15 protein-coding genes are annotated in these 17,048 nt (G+C 74.7%); 3 read left to right on the forward strand and 12 right to left on the reverse strand.

Annotated elements, in window-relative coordinates; genetic code table 11:
• Positions 1 to 110 precede the first annotated feature (110 nt).
• From ACFXHB_RS07200 to ACFXHB_RS07220, 5 genes are all read right to left on the reverse strand, one after another.
• Entirely contained in the window at positions 111 to 872 is a 762-nt protein-coding gene (locus ACFXHB_RS07200) for a nicotinamide riboside transporter PnuC (protein ID WP_380572810.1), read from the reverse strand.
• A gap of 176 nt (positions 873 to 1,048) precedes the next feature.
• On the reverse strand, positions 1,049 to 1,483 hold the full coding sequence (locus ACFXHB_RS07205; RefSeq protein WP_380572811.1) for a riboflavin kinase: 435 nt from the start codon (positions 1,481 to 1,483) through the stop codon (positions 1,049 to 1,051).
• Positions 1,476 to 2,093: a flavin reductase family protein gene (locus ACFXHB_RS07210; protein WP_380572812.1), complete on the reverse strand. Its 618-nt coding sequence runs from the start codon at positions 2,091 to 2,093 to the stop codon at positions 1,476 to 1,478. Before ACFXHB_RS07210 ends, ACFXHB_RS07205 begins: the two co-directional genes overlap by 8 nt.
• Before the next feature lie 36 nt (positions 2,094 to 2,129).
• Positions 2,130 to 3,476: an NtaA/DmoA family FMN-dependent monooxygenase gene (locus ACFXHB_RS07215; RefSeq protein ID WP_380572813.1), complete on the reverse strand. Its 1,347-nt coding sequence runs from the start codon at positions 3,474 to 3,476 to the stop codon at positions 2,130 to 2,132.
• A 119-nt stretch (positions 3,477 to 3,595) separates the two neighbouring features.
• Positions 3,596 to 4,510: a ribokinase gene (locus tag ACFXHB_RS07220; RefSeq protein ID WP_380572814.1), complete on the reverse strand. Its 915-nt coding sequence runs from the start codon at positions 4,508 to 4,510 to the stop codon at positions 3,596 to 3,598.
• 133 nt (positions 4,511 to 4,643) lie between these two features.
• Here ACFXHB_RS07220 and ACFXHB_RS07225 point away from each other — a divergent pair, with 133 nt between their 5' ends.
• Positions 4,644 to 5,642, forward strand: a complete 999-nt coding sequence (locus ACFXHB_RS07225; RefSeq protein WP_380572815.1) for a LacI family DNA-binding transcriptional regulator — start codon at positions 4,644 to 4,646, stop codon at positions 5,640 to 5,642.
• A gap of 160 nt (positions 5,643 to 5,802) precedes the next feature.
• On the forward strand, positions 5,803 to 7,194 hold the full coding sequence (locus ACFXHB_RS07230) for a pyridoxal phosphate-dependent decarboxylase family protein (RefSeq protein WP_380572816.1): 1,392 nt from the start codon (positions 5,803 to 5,805) through the stop codon (positions 7,192 to 7,194).
• A gap of 125 nt (positions 7,195 to 7,319) precedes the next feature.
• Here ACFXHB_RS07230 and ACFXHB_RS07235 read toward each other — a convergent pair whose 3' ends face one another.
• The 5 genes from ACFXHB_RS07235 to ACFXHB_RS07255 form a co-directional block, all read right to left on the reverse strand.
• Positions 7,320 to 8,549 (reverse strand): serine hydrolase domain-containing protein, encoded by a 1,230-nt coding sequence (locus tag ACFXHB_RS07235; RefSeq protein ID WP_380572817.1) that lies wholly within the window; start codon positions 8,547 to 8,549, stop codon positions 7,320 to 7,322.
• Between the two features lie 129 nt (positions 8,550 to 8,678).
• Positions 8,679 to 9,179 (reverse strand): hypothetical protein, encoded by a 501-nt coding sequence (locus ACFXHB_RS07240; protein ID WP_380572818.1) that lies wholly within the window; start codon positions 9,177 to 9,179, stop codon positions 8,679 to 8,681.
• Positions 9,180 to 9,403: 224 nt separating this feature from the next.
• Positions 9,404 to 10,549 (reverse strand): winged helix DNA-binding domain-containing protein, encoded by a 1,146-nt coding sequence (locus tag ACFXHB_RS07245; protein ID WP_380572819.1) that lies wholly within the window; start codon positions 10,547 to 10,549, stop codon positions 9,404 to 9,406.
• A 179-nt stretch (positions 10,550 to 10,728) separates the two neighbouring features.
• Entirely contained in the window at positions 10,729 to 11,331 is a 603-nt protein-coding gene (locus tag ACFXHB_RS07250) for a hypothetical protein (protein WP_380572820.1), read from the reverse strand.
• Between the two features lie 211 nt (positions 11,332 to 11,542).
• Positions 11,543 to 13,810 (reverse strand): hypothetical protein, encoded by a 2,268-nt coding sequence (locus ACFXHB_RS07255; protein ID WP_380572821.1) that lies wholly within the window; start codon positions 13,808 to 13,810, stop codon positions 11,543 to 11,545.
• Between the two features lie 539 nt (positions 13,811 to 14,349).
• Here ACFXHB_RS07255 and ACFXHB_RS07260 point away from each other — a divergent pair.
• On the forward strand, positions 14,350 to 14,784 hold the full coding sequence (locus ACFXHB_RS07260) for a hypothetical protein (RefSeq protein ID WP_380572822.1): 435 nt from the start codon (positions 14,350 to 14,352) through the stop codon (positions 14,782 to 14,784).
• Between the two features lie 252 nt (positions 14,785 to 15,036).
• Here the strand turns inward: ACFXHB_RS07260 and ACFXHB_RS07265 are convergent, their stop codons facing one another.
• Together ACFXHB_RS07265 and ACFXHB_RS07270 are read right to left on the reverse strand one after the other, a co-directional pair.
• On the reverse strand, positions 15,037 to 15,411 hold the full coding sequence (locus ACFXHB_RS07265) for a hypothetical protein (RefSeq protein WP_380572823.1): 375 nt from the start codon (positions 15,409 to 15,411) through the stop codon (positions 15,037 to 15,039).
• Positions 15,412 to 15,712: 301 nt separating this feature from the next.
• Entirely contained in the window at positions 15,713 to 16,816 is a 1,104-nt protein-coding gene (locus ACFXHB_RS07270; RefSeq protein ID WP_380572824.1) for an NADH:flavin oxidoreductase/NADH oxidase, read from the reverse strand.
• Positions 16,817 to 17,048 lie beyond the last annotated feature (232 nt).

Here is a 17,048-nt window from a genome sequence, read left to right on the forward strand (position 1 = left end):
GGGGGGGCCGCGCCCCCGTGCGCTCCTCCCCCCCGCTCCCCGCCGCCCCAACCCGCGCGCGCGGCGGGTGTTTGCCCGCGCCGGATCACCGAGCCGGCCGGCCGCCGCCGTCAGCGGCCGCCGCTCACCCCGCCGGAGCCGTCCTGGGCGCGCACGCGGGACGGAGCGCCGGAGTCACCGGCCGGGCGGGGGTCCTCCCGGCCTTCGACCACCACGGCGGACTCCAGCGGCGAGGCGATCTCCTGCGGCGTGCTCCGTGCGGCCCAGTCGCGGATGCCGAGCAGCACCATGACGAAGAAGATCCCGTAGACGATGCCGGAGAAGTAGAGCTCCGAGTGGACGGCGAGCGGCACACCGACCAGGTCTACCGCCAGCCAGACGAACCAGAACTCCACGTAGCGCCGCGCCTGGCTGTACATGGCGAGGATCGAGCCTATGAAGATCCAGGCGTCGGCGAGGACCATCCACCACGGCGCCCCGGGGTAGAACGAGGCGTCCGTGCCCTTCAGTACGAGGCCGAACGCGGCCGTGCCCAGGACCATCGCGGCCGCCAGCACCGTCCGTTCGCGCCAGGAGGCCCAGCGGACGTTGATCGTGCCCTCCTGCTCGCGGCTGCGCTTCCAGGTGGCCCAGCCCCAGGAGGCGGAGACGATGATCACGATCTGCCGGGCGGCGTTGCCGCCGAGGTGCACGTTCAGGCTGGCGACCAGGAGCAGGACCGAGCCGAGGATCTGCACCGGCCAGGCCACCAGCGAGCGCCGCAGGGCCAGCCAGACGGTGGCGAGCGCCAGGATGTTGCCCAGGAAGTCGGACCAGTAGACGGGGAGACCGAAGAAGTCGAACTGCTCGTTCAACCACTGGAATGCGCTCATGACTCACACCTTTGTTCGTGTGGAGCGAGGTGGGGGAGGGGCGGTCGGCCCCGCCGAAGCGGGGGAGCGGGGCCGACCGGGCGCGTGGGCGCGGCGTGGTCGCGAGAACGGGGACGCGCGCCGAGCGGTGGGGAGGGGTGCGGCGGTGGGGGTGCTGAGGAGGGATCAGGAGGGGATCAGGAGAGGAGGGCGAGGACGCGCCGCCCGTGCTCGGAGTCCAGCAGCGCCTCCGAGCGGCGGATGTCCTCCCGGGCGGCGAGCACCAGCTCGGCGACGGAGGCGAAGGTCGCCGTCGCCCGGACGCGGGCGACGAACCAGACCTCGACGCGCTCGCCGTACAGGTCGCCCACCTCGTCGGACGGGTCGTGGCAGTACACCTCGGTGTGGACCTCGGTGGTGTCGCAGAAGGTCGGGTTGGTGCCGACACTGATCGTCGCGCGGTGCACGGCGCCGGTGGTGCGGCGGACCAGCCAGCCGCTGTGGATGCCGGACGGCGGGGCGGGGGTGCCGGGGTCGGGGGAGACGTTGGCGGTGGGGAAGCCCAGGCCCCGCCCCCGGCCGGCGCCGTGCACCACGGTGCCGACCAGCGGGGGTGTCGGGGCGTCAGCCATGGGGGGTGAGCTCGCGGAACTGGCTGGTGTGGAAGACCAGCGGCTCCACCCCGGGGAACAGCTCGGCGGTGAGCAGCCGCATCAGGACGATCTCGTGGTCGCCGCCGTCGTACACCGCGCTCACCCGGGCGGTCAGCCACAGGGCCGCGTCGTGCACGAGGACCGCGCCGTCGGGTGTGGCCTGCCAGGCGGTGCCGTCGAAGCGGTCGCCCGCGCGGGAGGCGAGCCGCCGGCAGAGCGTGGCCTGGTCGCGGCTGAGCACGCTCAGCCCCAGCACCGGCGCCTGCGCCAGCCTCGGCCAGGTGGTCGAGGTGCGGGCCACGCTGATCGAGACCATCGGGGGATCGAGCGAGATCGACACGAAGGAGCTCACCGCGAGTCCGACGGGTTCGCCGTCGCGCAGCGCGCTCATCGCGACCACGCCGGTGGGGTAGGCCCCGAACGCCTGGCGCAGCGCCCCGGCGTTCAGCTCGGTCGGCGCGGTTCCGGGGCCGGCCGCGGGGGCGGTCCCGGCCCCGGCCCCGGCCCCGGCCGTGGGCGCCGGCGCGGCCGGTGCCGGGGGACCGGACGCGGTGGGCGGGGTCGGGTGGTGATGGGCGGGGGTGGCCATGATCCTCTGCCGTCCTCTCGTCGCGAGTGGGGTGGTTCAGTGCCGGTGACGCGCGGCCGGGTGGTCGGCCGGGAGGGCGGGGTCGGACGCGCCGGTCAGCCGCTCGCGCAGCGACTCGCCGTCCGTGTACGCGCCCCGGAAGACCCCGCGGGCCCGCAGGATCGGCAGCACCGACTCGACGAACTCGACGGTCGAGGCCGGCTGGACGGTCGGCGAGAGCAGGAAGCCGTCCAGGTCGGCGCCCTCCGCCAGCGCGCAGATCTCGTCGGCGATCTCCTCGGCGGTGCCGACCACCGGGCGGGCCCCGACGCCGTGGGTGTGCCAGTCGGCGAGCACGTCACCGACGGTCTTGTCGGCGAACCGGGCGACCTGGGTCTGCGACAGCTCGGTCGACAGCGCCGACATCGGGGTGTCCGGTGCGTAGGAGGACAGGTCGAGGCCGGTGAACATGGCGTAGCTGGCGACGGTGACCTCCGGGCGCTGGGCGTCCAGGACGCGCTGCCAGCGGCGCTCGGCGTCCGAGGTGGTGGCGCCGAGCACACAGGAGAACGCCGACATCACCTTGACCTCGTCGGCGCGGCGGCCCGCCTTCACCGCCTCCTCGCGGATCGCCGCGGTGTGCCCGGCGAGCTGCCGCACCGAGCCGCTGCCGACGAACATGCACTCGCCGTGCCGCCCGCCGACCCGCCGCCCGGCGGGGGAGGCGCCGGCCTGGAACAGGACCGGCGTGCCCTGCGGGGAGCGGGCGGTGTTGCCGTAGCCGTGCGAGCGGAAGTACGGGCCGTCGTGCTCGACCAGGTGGACCTTCGCCGGGTCGGCGAACCGGCCGTCCTTGTCCTTCTCCAGGGCGTCCGGCTCCCAGGCGCCCTCCCAGTACTTGTAGACCAGGTCCAGGAAGTCCTCGGCCATCTTGTACCGGTCGTCGTGCGCCACCATGTCCATACCGAAGGCCTTGACCGCGGTGTCGGCGGTGCCGGTGGTCACCACGTTCCAGCCGAGCCGGCCGCCGGACAGCTGGTCCAGGGTGGCCAGCCGGCGGGCGAACGCGTACGGCGGCTCCACCAGGACGGAACCGGTCACCACCAGGCCCAGGTCGGTGGTGCTCGCCAGCAGCGCCGAGGCGATCACGAACGGGTCCAGGCGCGGCAGGTCCAGGGTCTCCTCGGTGGCGATCGGCGGGCGCGTCCCGTCGATCTCCGACCAGCCCCAGGCGTCGGCCAGGAAGAGGAAGTCCAGCTTGGCGTCCTCGCAGATCTTCGCGATGTCGCGCCAGTACCCGAAGGTGTCGAACAGGTGCCGGCGGCTGTCGGGGTGGCGCCAGGTGGCGGTGCCGCTCGCGTTGGTCTGGGCGTTCTCGAACAGGCCGAGCTTGAGGTTGCGCATGGGGTGTTCTCCGTTGAACGTGAACCGGGTGGTGGTGCCGAGGGAGGGGGCCGAGGGAGGGGCCGCCGCGGTGGGGGAGCCGCGGCGGCGCGGGGCGGGACAGGTGGTCTGACGGTGCGTCAGGACTCGGTGGCGCGGGGCGGGTCGAGCTGCGCGGCGGACGGCATGGCGGACTGGGCGCCGCGGCCGGTGACGGCCAGCGAGGCCGCGCGGACGGCGCGTTCGGCGGCGGTGAGCAGGTCGCTGCCGCGGGCCAGGGCGTCGGCGAGGGCCCCGCAGAAGGTGTCACCGGCGCCGACGGTGTCGACGGCCTCCACGGCGGGCGCCGGGAGGTGCGCGGCGGGGCGGCCCGGCTGTTTGACCAGCGCTCCGTCCGCGCCGAGCGTCACCACGACCGCCCGGCAGGGCAGCGCGGACCGCTCCAGCAGCGCGCGCGCTCCGTCCAGGGAGTCGGGTCGGTCCGCGCCGATCAGGGTGGCGAGTTCGCCGAGGTTGGGGACCAGGACGTCGACGGCGGCCAGCACCTCCGGGGCGACCGGCCGGGCCGGGGCCGGGTTGAGGACGACGGTGCCGTCCTGGTCCCGGGCCCGCAGCACGGCGGCGGCGACCACCTCGGCGGGGATCTCGTGCTGGACCAGCACCACCTCGCCGGCCGACCGGGACAGCCGGGCCGGCAGGTCCGCGACCGACAGCGCGGCGTTCGCGCCCGGGTTGACCACGATGGTGTTCTCGCCGGCGCCGTCGACCACCACCGAGGCGATCCCGGTGGTGGTTCCCGGTGCCGGGCGGACCGCCCCGATGTCCACCCCCTCGGCGGCGAGTGCCCGCAGGATGGCCTCGGCGTCGGCGCCGACCCGCGCCACCAGGCGCACGCTCGACCCGAGCCGGGCCGCCGCGACGGCCTGATTGGCGCCCTTGCCGCCGACGCCCTCCACGAAGTCCCGGGCGAGGACGGTCTCGCCGGGGCGGGGCAGCTCCTCGACGGTCAGGACGAGATCGCGGTTGACCGAACCGACGACGGTGATGAGCGGCATCTGCACTCCTTGGGAGATCGATCTCCCACACTCTGGACCAGCACCCGGAAGCCGTCAAGTACCCTCAAGCTGCGTATTCCAGCGGTTCGGACCCGCCGGATCCGAACCGACCCCGACCTCGAAGGACCCCCACGTGACAGCGCCCCGACTCCTCGACGTGGCAGCGGCCGCCGGCGTCTCCCGCGCGACCGCCTCACGGGTCCTGGCGGGCACCCCGCGCAACGTGGACCCCGCACTCGTCCGCCGCGTCGAGGAGGCCGCCCGGCGCCTCGGCTACCGCACCAACCACTCCGCCCGGGCACTGCGCACCGGCACCACGGGCACCATCGGCGTGGTCGTCCCCTCGCTGGCCAACCCGTACTTCGTCCAGCTCGTCGACGCCATCGCGCAGCAGGTCCGGGCCGCGGGCGGCCAGCTGGTGGTGTCGGACGCCGCCAACGACGCCGCCATCGAGGCCGAGCAGATAGAGACCCTGCTCGGTGGGCGGGTCGACGGTCTGCTCGTCGTCCCGGTGTCGGCCGGGGCGTCCGGCCCGGCGGTGCGGGCCGCCGCCGGACGCGCCCCCGTCGTCCTCTTCGACCGCTGGGCCACCGCCTCGGGCACCGTCGCGGTGACCCTCGACAACGCGGCCGCGATGCGTCTGCTGCTCGATCACCTCGAAGGGCTCGGCCGGCGCCGGATCGCGCTGGTGGCGGCGGACCAGGCCTCCTCCTCCGGCGCGGAACGCCTCGCCGCCTTCACCGAGGCCCGCGGCGCCGACGCGACCACCGTCCTGCTGCCCAGCTTCACCACCGACGCCGGCCGCACCGCGGGACGCCGGATCGCCGAACGGCAGGCGCTGGTCGACGCCGTGGTCTGCGGCGCCGACGTCCTGGCGGTGGGGCTGGTCAGCACCCTGCAGCGCGCGGCGATCTCCGTCCCGGGGCAGATCGCCGTCACCGGCTTCGACGACACCGAACTCCTGGAGCTCCTCGACCCGCCCATCACCTCCATCCGCCACCCGCTCGCCGCGATGGCCGAGCGCGCCCTGACGCTGCTTCAGGCACCCGCCCGGGAGCGGGCGGAGAACGTCGAGCGGTTCGCCCCGCAGCTGGTCGTGCGCTCCTCGACGGACGTTCGCGCCCACGCCTGACGGTGAGGACGGCGGAGGCGTTGGGTCGAAGCCCCGGGGCTTCGCCTGACGTTTGGTCAAAGAGGCTCTCCCACAGAATGGTTGGTCGGGCCGAGGCGGTGGCTGCCGGTGCGACGGCACCGGAGTCCGCTCCGCCGGAGCCCCCGCCTAGGCTGTCGGTATGCATCCTCGACTCGGTGAAGACCTCGCCCGACTGCCCGAACTCCTCGACGCGGTGCGGGACCACGCCGTGCACGCGCTCGCCGGTCTCGCGGACCGGCCGGTGGTGTGGCCCGGCGAGCCAGGCCCGGGGCTGCCGCTCCCGGCGGAGGGCAGCGGCGCCGACGGGGCGTTGAAGCTGTTCGCCGAACGCTGGGAACCGGGGTTCAGCGGGAGCGCCGGCCCGCGCTACCTCGGGTTCGTCACGGGCGGGGCGACCCCGGCCGCGCTCGCCGGCGACTGGCTGACGGCCACCTTCGACCAGAACGTCAGCAACCGTACCGGCTCGGCCGCGGCGGATCTGGAACAGGAGACGATCGGCTGGCTGCGGAACCTCTTCGGGCTGGGTGAGGCCCACACCGGAGTCTTCGTCAGCGGCGCCACCACCTCGAACCTCGTCGGCCTCGCCGTCGCCCGCGAGTGGGTGGGGGAGCGGCGCGGCGTCAGCGTCACCCACGACGGCCTCGCCGCCCTCGGGCCGGTCCACGTGCTGTCCGGCGCCGCGCATTCGAGCATCGGGAAGGCGCTGTCCGTGCTCGGCCTCGGCCGGAGCGCACTGCGGCAGGTGCGGACCCTGGAGGGGCGGGAGGCGGTCGACGTGGCCGCGCTCGCCGAGGAGCTGGCGGCGCTGGACGGGCGCCCGGCCGTGGTCGTCGCCAACGCCGGCACGGTCAACACCGTCGACTTCGACGATCTGCGGGCGATCGCCGCCCTGCGCGAGCGCTATCCCTTCTGGCTGCACGTCGACGCCGCGTTCGGCGCCTTCGCGGCGCTCTCCCCGGAGCACGCGCACCTCGTGGCCGGCCTCGACGAGGCCGACTCGGTCTGCGTCGACCTGCACAAGTGGCTGAACGTCCCGTACGACGCGGCCGTGCAGTTCACCCGCCGCCGGGACTTGCAGGTGGCCGCCTTCCACAACGCCTCGCCGTACCTCGGCGCCCCGACCGGGAACCCGGACCCCGTCCACCTGGCCCCGGAGAACTCCCGGCGACTGCGGGCCCTGCCGGCCTGGTTCGCGCTGACCGCCTACGGCCGTGACGGCCACCGGGAGGTCGTGGAGCGCAACTGCGCCGAGGCGGCCCGGCTGGGCGCGGGCCTCGCCGCGGATCCGGCCTTCCGGCTGCTGGCGCCGGTACGCCTCAACGTCGTCTGCTTCACCCTCGCGGGGCACCCCGCGCAGGAGGACGTCGACACGCTGCTGCGCCGCGTCGCGGCTTCCGGCGAGGCGTTCCTGACGCCGACGGTGCTCGGCGGGGTGCCGGCCGTGCGCGCGGCCTTCAGCAACTGGCGTACCACCGGCCCGGACACCGACCGCGTCCTGGCGGCGCTGCGTGAGGCGGCCGCCGGGCGGTGACGGGCGGGCCCCGGGCCGGTGCGGCCCGGCCCGGCTGGCGGGATCCACCGGGCCCGGCCGCCCGCTGCCCGCCTACCCGGCCGCCTACCCGGCCGCCCGCCCGGCCGTCACCCGGCGGTCGTCGCTCAGCCGAAGTCCGGGATGGGGTGGTCCGGGGCCAGCGCGGCGGCGATCCGCTGGGCGATGGTGTGGGCGCTGTGGCCGCCGGCGGCGGTCGGGCCGTTGGTCGTGGAGACGGCGATGGCCAGGTGCTCGCACGGCAGGTAGTCCTGCGACGCCGAGTAGCCGAAGAACAGCGGGTGCTGGGAGATCCAGTCGTCCAGGACGAGCACACCCGTCCCGTAGTGGGTGGCCTCGGTCTGCGCGATGCAGGTCGTCGCGGGGCACTTCGGGGTCGGCGTGCCCAGGCCCACCGTCCCCGGGTTCAGCAGTTCCCGGTAGGAGGACGGGGAGAGCAGTTCGCCCGAGCCGATGCCGGCGGCGGAGCGGGCCAGGTCGCAGATGTCGGTGGTCTCCACCGCGCCGGGGGCGGTGGTCCACGAGGGGTTCCAGAAGGTGGACTCCTCGTACGTGCCGCGTTCGGAGGTGAAGGCGTGCAGGACGGGCGTCGGGATGTCGGGCGTGTAGCTGTCGCGGGTCTCGTGCAGTCCGAGCGGGCCGGTGACCTCCTGGTGGAGCAGGTGGTCGAGCCGGGTCCCGGTGATCTTCTCCAGGGCCGCGCCGAGCAGGACGAAGTTGGCGTGCGAGTAGTTCCAGTTGGTTCCCGGCTCGTACCAGAGGTCCCGGGCGGTGGAGATGCCCACCAGTTCCTCGGGCGTCCACTGGCGGAACGGGTCCGCGTAGACGGACTCGCTGAAGCCGGGGCTGGTGACGTAGTCGGCGAGCCCGGTGGTGGAGGCGGCGAGCATGCGCAGGGTGATCCGCCGGCCGAGGTCGTGCGGCAGGTCGGGCAGCCAGCGGCCGACCGGGTCGTCGAGGCCTGCCCGGCCCTGGTCGACCAGCCTCAGGAGCGCCGTACCGAGGTAGCTGATCGCGATGTTGCCGTTGCGGAAGTGCATCGCGGGCTCGGCCGGGACCGCGGTCACCGACTCGCCGAGCGCGCTCGTGACGAGTTCGCGGCCGTCGACGGTGACGCGCAGGATCACGGACTTGAGGTCCAGTTCCGTCCTGGCCCGCTCGGCGATCCGCAGCACGTCGAGCGCCGGGCCGTCCGCGGGTGGTGGGGAGCTGACGCAGGGTCCGCGGCGGTCGGCGTCCGGTGTCGCGCCCCCGGCGGTGGTGACCGGGGCGCCGAGGGCGATGAGCGCGGTGGCTGCGGCGAGGCACAGCAGGGAGGTGCGGCGGGAGGGTCTCATTCCCGCAGTATCGGCACGGGAGCCCGCGCGACCCGCCGCAGCGGCGGCCGACCCGCGCGGGCGTCACCCGTCGGGCCCGCCGGGCCCCGGCCCGGGGTTGCCGCGGCGGGACCGGTGCGGACCGGGGGATCAGTTCAGCGTGGCGGTGAGGACGGAGTCGTCCCGGCTGAGGTGGTCGATCGTGAGCTCTCCGGAGGCGCCGTCGTAGGCGCCGGTCCCGCCGGTGACCGCGAAGGTGTGGGACCACGGCTGGTAGCCCACCACCACTTCGGTCACCACCGGCAGCGGTCGCTCGAAGGCCCCGGCGCCGGTGAGCATGCCGTCGGTGAGGCGCAGCACCACGGTGGCCAGGACCAGCGAGGTGTCCGGCCCGACGGTGATGGGCAGGCTGTGCGCGCTCTCGGTGCCGACGGGACGGTCGGCGCTGTCCCGGAGTTCGTAGTGGACGAAGTACGGCGCGCCGGCGGTCAGGACACCGGGGATGTCGGCCGAAGCCCTCCTGCCCCTCAGGTTCAGGGTCGAGGCTCGCCGGGCCGCGCGGGCGGTCCCGGTCATGCCGAGGGTCGCGCCCGTGCCGACCGCTGTCGCGGATGCCAGGCGCAGGGCGTTCCTGCGGTCGATGTTCGTCATCTCGGTCCCGATCGTCTGGTGCGGTGGCGCGCGGGCGGACGAGCGGTGCGCCCGCGCGTCGGTGGACAGGCGGCTGCCTTCCCCGTACCGAGGGCGCCTACCCCGGTCGGCCCGGGATCCCCCCCCCGAACGGAGCACCGGGGGCGCCAGGGCGTCACCCATGGTGCGGTCCTCGGACGTTCCCCGGCCCTCGCGGCCGGTGACCTCGGCCGTCGGCCCCGGCTTCACCCGACGAGCAGGCGGGTCTCGGCGGCCGGCAGGCCCTTGACCCACCAGTGGTCGTAGCGCCGGTAGACCAGGGGGTCACGGTCGGCGAGGAACGCGAGAAGTGCGCGGGCCTCCTCGGCCAGGGCCGCCCAGACCTCCTCCGGCAGGGGACGGAAGGCCGCGGCCTCGATCCCGCCGTCGACGGTCCGCCAGACGCCGGCGACGAAGCCGTCCACCAGCAGGGTGGGCAGCACGTCCCCGTTCACGCGGATCACCGCCTTGCGGTGGGCGGGCGGCAGGACGCGGCCGCGGTCGGCGTAGACCAGCAGCGTGCTGTCCCACATCGGCAGGAACCTGGGCGGTGCGGGGGTGTCCGCGGCCGGCCGGGGCGCGCCGGGGAGGTCGTACAGCACCGTGCCGTCGGGGCCCTCCAGTCGTTCGAGTTCGTCGGCGAGTGCCTGGACCGCGGCTCCGGCGCGGGCCCGCCGGATCAGGGCGAACTGGGCGATGTCCGCCACCGAGGCCGGGCCGAAGCCCTCCAGGTAGCGGCGGATCAGGGGCTTCGTGCTCTCGGCCACGGTCTCCGGGTCCGTCAGTACCGGCCGGGTGCCCGCGGCGACGAACGACTGCCGGGTGCCGAACGACCAGGGGCCTCCGACGGGCGCGTGCCACAGCGGCGCGTACTGGCGCAGCAGCCGCCCGGCGGCCGGTTCCACCGGCGCGCCCCGCCGCTCGCCGATCCAGCCCTGCACCTCGGCGCCGGTGCGCGGCCGGGCGGCGAAGTCCAGCAGTGCGGGCAACAGGGCGTCGGCGTCGGTGGCGGTCAGCCCCGACGCCGTGAAACGCCGGTCGCCCAGCCTGGAGGCGCGCAGCGTCGGCTCCATGGCCTGGCGGAAGGTCCGGTAGTCCTCGGTGTGGACCAGGTGCAGCGTGATCCGCATCAGGGTCGACCTGACCACCTGGAGGTCGGCCACGGCGGTGTCGAGACCGACCGGGTCGAACCCGGCGAGCCGGGTCCACAGCGCGAGGTAGGGCGAGGCGGGCTCCTGCGCCTGGAGCGCGACCACCCGTCGCACCGCGGCGGCGGCGTCGAGCGGCTCCCGGGCGAGCAGCAACTGCCGGGCCAGCGTGGAGCGGTTGAGGGCGCGCGCGGTGATCACCATGCCCGCATTCTGTCGCTCCGGTCCTCCTCCCGGACACCTGTTTCGGAAGCGTCGGCGGGACGGCGATCCCGCTGTCCGCGACGATCCCCGCCCCGCGCGCGGGGAACCCGGGGGCCGGAGGAGCCCGTGACGCCGCGGAGCCTTCGCCGCGCCGCGGCACCCGTGGCCCGGCGGCGCCCTCAGTGGCAGATCTGCTGTCGCTGCTGCGCCAGGACGGTGGTGACCAGGTCGCCGAGGGCGAGGCGGGTGGGCGTCTGGTCCTCGGCGGGCCCGGGCCAGATGGTGGGGTCCGTGGTGACGGTGGCGACGGCGGCGAGGGCCTGGGTGTCGGGGCAGAAGTCGGTGAGGGTGGCGGCGCCGGGGCCGCTGGTGACGCCCTGGCCGACCTGGCTGCGGGCGGAGGCGCTGATGCCGGTGCCGGTCGGGCGGTCCGGGTCCACCGCGAACAGCAGGACACGGACGACCTCGTGGCCGTCCACGGAGATGACGCAGCTGAGCTTGCCGTGCCCGCCGAGCGAGTCGTCGGAGAGCGTGCGGGACTCGACGCCGGGGCGGTCCTTCGGAAGGACGAAGCCGAGCGGGGTGTCGTCCGCCCGGGGGAGTCCGCAGAGGGTCTGCTCCAGGTCGGCGTCCCAGAGGCCGGCGGCGAACGTGGCGCCGGCGGCGGCGGCCGCGACGACCACGGCCGCGGGCGCGAGCAGCCACCGGCGGGAGCGCCGCGGCCGGGCCCTCGGTGCGGCGGGGACGATTGACGGTTCGTCGAGCGGGACGTGCGTGGTCATCTGTGCGGTTTCCCCCGGAGCGTTCGTACGGTCGGCGGGAAGCCTAGCGCTCCGGGCGGGTGCCGCCCCGGCCGGGCCCGCGACGGCGCCGGAATCCGCGCGCGGCACCCGCGCCCGCACCTCGGACGACGGAGGGCTCATGCCGGTCGAACCGGCATGAGCCCTCGTCAGTCGCTGTGTCGTCGGTCGGTCCGCCGTGCAGGCGCGGTCCCTAGTGGCGGCGGCGCCGGGTGAACAGGGCGGCCAGGCCGATCAGGACGAGGCCGAGGGCGGCGAAGGCGAGCAGCGGCAGAGGCCCGGCTCCGGTGCCCGGGAGCTGGCCACCGGGGTGGGCGCCGTCCGAGTGGGAGGGCCGGGGGCTGTGCGGCCAGGTCGGGGACGCGGAACCCGTCGGGTGGGGCGACGCGGTCGGGGAGGCCGTCGGGCTGGGCGAGGCCGTCGGCGAGGGGGAGGGCGAGGGGACGGTCACCGTGACGTCGGCGCGGCAGCGGGCATCGCCCTCGCCGGGCCGGCAGTTGTTGCGGTAGCTGTCCGAGACGACGGTGTTGGTCAGTGAGGTGGCGGCGGTGAGCGAGGAGTGGACGGTCACCGAGTAGCTGACGGTGGCACTCGCGCCGACCGGCAGGTCCCCGGTCCAGTGCAGAGCGGTGCCGGCGACGGTGACGGAGCCGAGGTCGCTCGCGGCGTCGTTGTTGTAGTCGGCGTACCGGAGCACGTCGGTCAGGTCGTCGTCGAGGGTGACGCCGGTGGCGGGGACGCGACCGGTGTTGGTGACCTTGATCCGGTAGCCGACGGTGTGCCCCGGGGTGGTGGACGTCGGGTCGGCGGTCTTCTCGATCCGGTAGACGGGGGTGTCGACCACGGTGTTGCGCACGGTGTTGCTGGTGCGGGTCTGGGCGCGGTCGGTCTGGACGCCCCGGAAGTCGAGGGTCGCGGTGTCGTCCAGGACGGTGCCGGCGGTGGCCGTCGGATCGACGGTGACCCGGAAGGAGACGGTGCTCGTGGCGCCCGGGGCGAGGTCGGTGACCTGACAGGTGACGGTCTGTCCACTGGCGGCGCAGGCGGGGTTGGAGCCGGCGGTGAAGGTGGTGCCGGCGGGCAGCCGGTCCGTGACGGTGATGCCGGTGGCGGTGTCCAGGCCCTCGGTGGTGCCGTCGGGGTGGCGGTTGGCGACGGTGAACGCGTAGGTGACGGTGTCGCCGGGGGAGACGTTGCCGGGCGGGTTGTTGTCGGTGGTGCCGGCGGGGGTGTTGGCCTTGGTGATCTGCAGGTCCGGTTCGAGGGCGTCGACGGCCAGCCAGACCGCCTGCGGGTGCAGCGCGTCGCCCGAGCCGTTGATCCGGAGTACGGCCTGGGTGCTGCCGGCCGGGATCTTGCCGGTGACGTCGATCATCCGGGCGTCGTAGCCGTAGTTGTTGACCGGCGCCGGGTCGCGGGTCGTGATGTTGGTGCCGCTGCCGTCGGCGGCGACCCGGTCGATCCGGCTGGTGAAGGCGTTCTCGGTGGAGATGCCGGTGGGGCCGGGCATCGGCACCAGCGTGAGGTTGTCGGTGGCGGAGCCGACCAGCAGCTGGTCACCCGAGATCGGCACATCGCCGTCGCCGACGGTCACGCCCATGGTGGCCGGGGCGGGGGTGGCCGCGGTCCGGATGCCGCTGAGGGTGAGCGTCGCCAGGTTGTCGGGGGAGCGCAGCAGCTGGAAGCCGTCCCAGACCTGGAGGTAGCGCAGCGGTTCGGCCTGGTCCTGGTAGGCCACCACCAGGGACCAGCCGCCCCAGCAGCCCACGTTGTTCCCGCCGAAGTTCTGCGCCGAGGAGCGTCCGGCGCAGGCCTGGATGTCCGCGACGGTGTAGCTGCCCGCTCCGGCGGCCTTCACCTGGGCGGTCACGTCCTTCACGCCCGCCCCGGCCAGCAGCGGCTCCGGCGGGGTGCCGCCGACCTGCTGGTCGAACCAGTCGTAGGTGTCGGCGGTGAGCTGCTGGTAGGAGGAGGCACCCGGGACCTTCCAGGACACCAGGTTGCCGGTGTTGATGTCCCCCGAGGTGCCGCCCGCGGTGCTGGTGTTGGTCGGGTTGAACTGCCAGTAGAGGCGCGCCGAGAGCACCTGGGCCCCGGCCGGGATCACCAACTGCGCGGAGGACGCGTTGTTACCGGGTGCGGCCGGGTCCGTCTTCACGTACATGGTGCGGCCGTTGTTGGTGCCCTCGGTGTCCGAGCAGACGGAGCCGTCGCTGGGGTCACACGTCAGCACCGAGTTCGACGCCATCGTCAGGTTGCCGTGCGCCAGCAGGTCGACGACGGGTGCCGGGCCGATCGGCCGCTGGGTGCCGGCGCCGCGGACCGCCGCCTGGCGCTGGGACAGGTCCGGTGCCGCGAGCGCCTGGTGCGCGGCGACCGGCGCCACCACCGAGGCGGCCAGCGGGACGGCCACGCACAGCGCGCGCCACAGTCTCAGGTGCGGGGATCGGCGATGGAGCACGGGGGGCCTCATAACGGGTGTAATGGGTGTAACGGGAGAAAAGGGACCTGGCGGAGTCCAGCGTCACCCGTCACCCGCGCCGTTTCGTGGTGGACACGCGGGAGTGATCAACTGTTCTCCGCGTTCGCTCCGGGAGGATCGGCCCGGAGGTGGCGGCGACGGCCGCCCGCGGACCCGGCACGGCCCGCCCTCCGCGCCGCTCGGGCAACGGACCGCCGAAGGGGTGAATCCGGCGACGGTCGCGTCCTGCGCGACCCCTCACCCGCGACGGTGGCAGCGGCCGCCCCGGCCGGCCCACTCGTGCGTGTCGTGCTCGGTGAGTGTCACCGGCCGCCCGGGCGACGGCGGTGACCGCGAAGGCCACCTGCCGGTGAACGCGCCGCTGCCGGAGGCGCGGTCGACGTGCCCGAGGTATGTCGCGACGGGTGTCGAACCGCCGGCCGGTCGTCCCGTCCGGGTGAGCCTGGTCGACCGCCGGCTTCGCGTCATGTCCCGCCCCCGCCCCTGTTGTTCGACCCTCGGGCGGGTAGCTTGGTGCCGTGACGGTTCGGGGCGGGGCGGGCGGACGGGGGACAGTCGGGTGGTGGGCGGTGCTGGCGGCGTTGTGTGTGTGCGCGGCCGGTGTCGCCCTCGTCCTCGGGCTGTCGCTGGTCGCGCCGCAGGGGGCGCTGGAACAGGTGACGGTGTCAGCGTGTGAGACCAGACACGCCGGCCGCGACGACTACGTACAGTGCGACGGCCTCCTCGCCGACGGCACCCACGTCTCGCTGCGCCACGACGGTCACCCCGGTGAGCACGTCGATGCGGCGAAGACGCCTTGGGGCTCCTACATCGTCCCCGGGAGGGGCTTCGTCCCTTGGGCCGCCGCCCTGGCTGCTCCGGCGGGGCTGCTCCTGGCTGCGGTCGCGTGCGTGATCGCCCTGCGGAGAGCGGGTCGCCGGACGCGATACCGGGCAACGGTCAACCTTCGTTGAGCCGGCCGGCGCCCGGTGCGACGCGTTGCCCCGAGCGTCCGGGTCACGTCGTCCCGACGCAGGTCACCCCCATGTCGTCCGACAGCCCCGGCCGGACGGGGTACCGGTCTCCTCGTCGACCTCCGGCGCGCCGACTTCGGGGCCGGACACGAGCCGGGTCGACGATGCCCCGGCCGTCGTCCTGCCCGATCTGCGCCGCCGCGGCCGCCTCCGGCCCGTGGTGCGGTCGGCCGGTCGCCGGGCCGGCCGTCGTCACAGCGGGAGGAGGAGGTCCTGGTGCGCCCCGTCGAGGACGAAGCCGTTGTCCAGCCGGACCCGGACGGTCACCTGCTCGCCCCGTTCCAGGTACGCGGCCCAGTGCGGTTCCAGTGCGGCGACCTCCGCCTCCAGCCGGGTCCGGCTCGCCTCCGGCATGGTGTGCCCGAAGTCCTCGAACAGCGCCTTGAGCCGCTGGTACTCGCCGGCTTCGTGGCTCTGCGGGACTTCCCCGTCCACCCGCTCGACGGTGCCCTCGATCCCGGCTCCCAGGGAGAGGAAGCCGATGACGGCCCCGGCCTCCCCGGCGACCGCGTCAGCGATCCCGAGGTCCTCGGCCAACCTGACGCGCCGTCCTTCCTCCAAGGTCATTCGCCCACTGCCTCTCCGTCACTCGCTGCCGCCGACGCCGCCGGTCCGCGGCGTGGACCATTATCCCCGGGCCCGTGACGCCGCCGGACTCTCGCCGGCCCGGGCCCGTCGTCCTCGCCCTGCCGCGCGTGGCCGGGCGGGCCGTGCGAGCGGTATGCCGGCGGGCTGTCGGCCGGTGAGGGTGGGACGTCGACGGCTGTCGGCCCGGTGACGGCCGGGTCACCGTGACGCGAGGGCCTCGCGCGACCCGCCCCGGGGCCGGGGGAGTCCGGCCCGCGCGCCGGGTGGTGGCGCCCGCCGCCTACGCCCGGTGGTACTGCACCGGGCCGGCGACCTCGCCACCGAGGGCGGTGGCGGCGTGGCGGGCCCAGTACGGGTCGCGCAGCAGCTCGCGGCCGACCAGGACGGCGTCGGCCCGGCCGTCGGTGAGGATCCGCTGGGCCTGGGCGGGGTCGGTGATCAGGCCGACGGCGGCCACGGGCATCCCGGTCGCGTCGCGCACCGCCTCCGCGAACGGGACCTGGAAGCCCGGGCCGGCCTCGATCCGGGCGTCCGGCACGAGGCCGCCGGTGGAGACGTCGAGCAGGTCCACGCCGTGGGCGTGCAGTTCCTTGGCGAGCCGGACGGTGTCCTGCGAGGTCCAGCCCTCGCGCTCGTCCTCGGGGTTCTCGGTGAGCCAGTCGGTGGCGGAGACCCGGAAGAAGATCGGCAGCTCCTCGGGCCACACCGCGCGGACGGCGTCGACGACCTCCAGTGCGAGCCGGATCCGGCCCTCGAAGGAGCCGCCGTACCCGTCGGTGCGGCGGTTGGTGTGGGGGGAGAGGAACTCGTGGATCAGGTAGCCGTGGGCGCCGTGGATCTCGACCACCTCGAAGCCGGCGTCGAGCGCGCGCCGGGCGGCGTCCGCGAACTGCCGGACGATCTCGCCGATCTGCTCCGTGCCGAGCTCCTCCGGGGCGACCCGGTCCGCGTCGAAGGGGAGGGCACTGGGGGCGACGGGCCGCCAGCCGTGGGTCTCCTCCGGGGCGAGCGGGCGGCCGCGGTCCACCCAGGTGCGCTCGGTGGACGCCTTGCGGCCGGCGTGGGCGAGCTGGATGGCCGGGACGGTGCCGTGCGCGGTGAGGAAGGCGGTGATCCGGCGGAAGGCCTCGGTCTGGGTGTCGTTCCACAGGCCGAGGTCGTAGGGCGAGATCCGGCCCTCGGGGCTGACGGCGGTCGCCTCGGCGATGATCAGCCCGGTGCCGCCGGCGGCGCGTGCCGCCAGGTGGGAGAAGTGCCAGTCGGTCGGGACGCCCGCCTCCGCGCCGTCCGGTGCGGCGCTGTACTGGCACATCGGCGGCATCCAGACCCGGTTGGGCACGGTGAGCGACCGCAGGGTGAAGGGAGTGAAGAGGGTGGTGCTCATGGCGGACTCCTGGTCGGGTCGGCGGGCGGAGAGGAGGCGGACCGCAGGTGATTGCAGAAGCAATCTATGCCGAAACAATAGTTGCGTGCGCGGCATAATGGCAAGCGTCGGCGACGTCGCCGACGTCGCCCTCGCTCTGCGGTCCGCCGCACGGTCCGGCCCGCCCCGTCGCCCCGTACCGGTCTCGATGGTGGCGGTGGTCAGGACGCTTCGGTGGTCAGGACAGCGGTGC

The sequence above is a fragment of the Kitasatospora sp. NPDC059327 genome, from assembly GCF_042752535.1.
In the GTDB taxonomy this organism is placed as follows: Bacteria; Actinomycetota; Actinomycetes; order Streptomycetales; family Streptomycetaceae; genus Kitasatospora.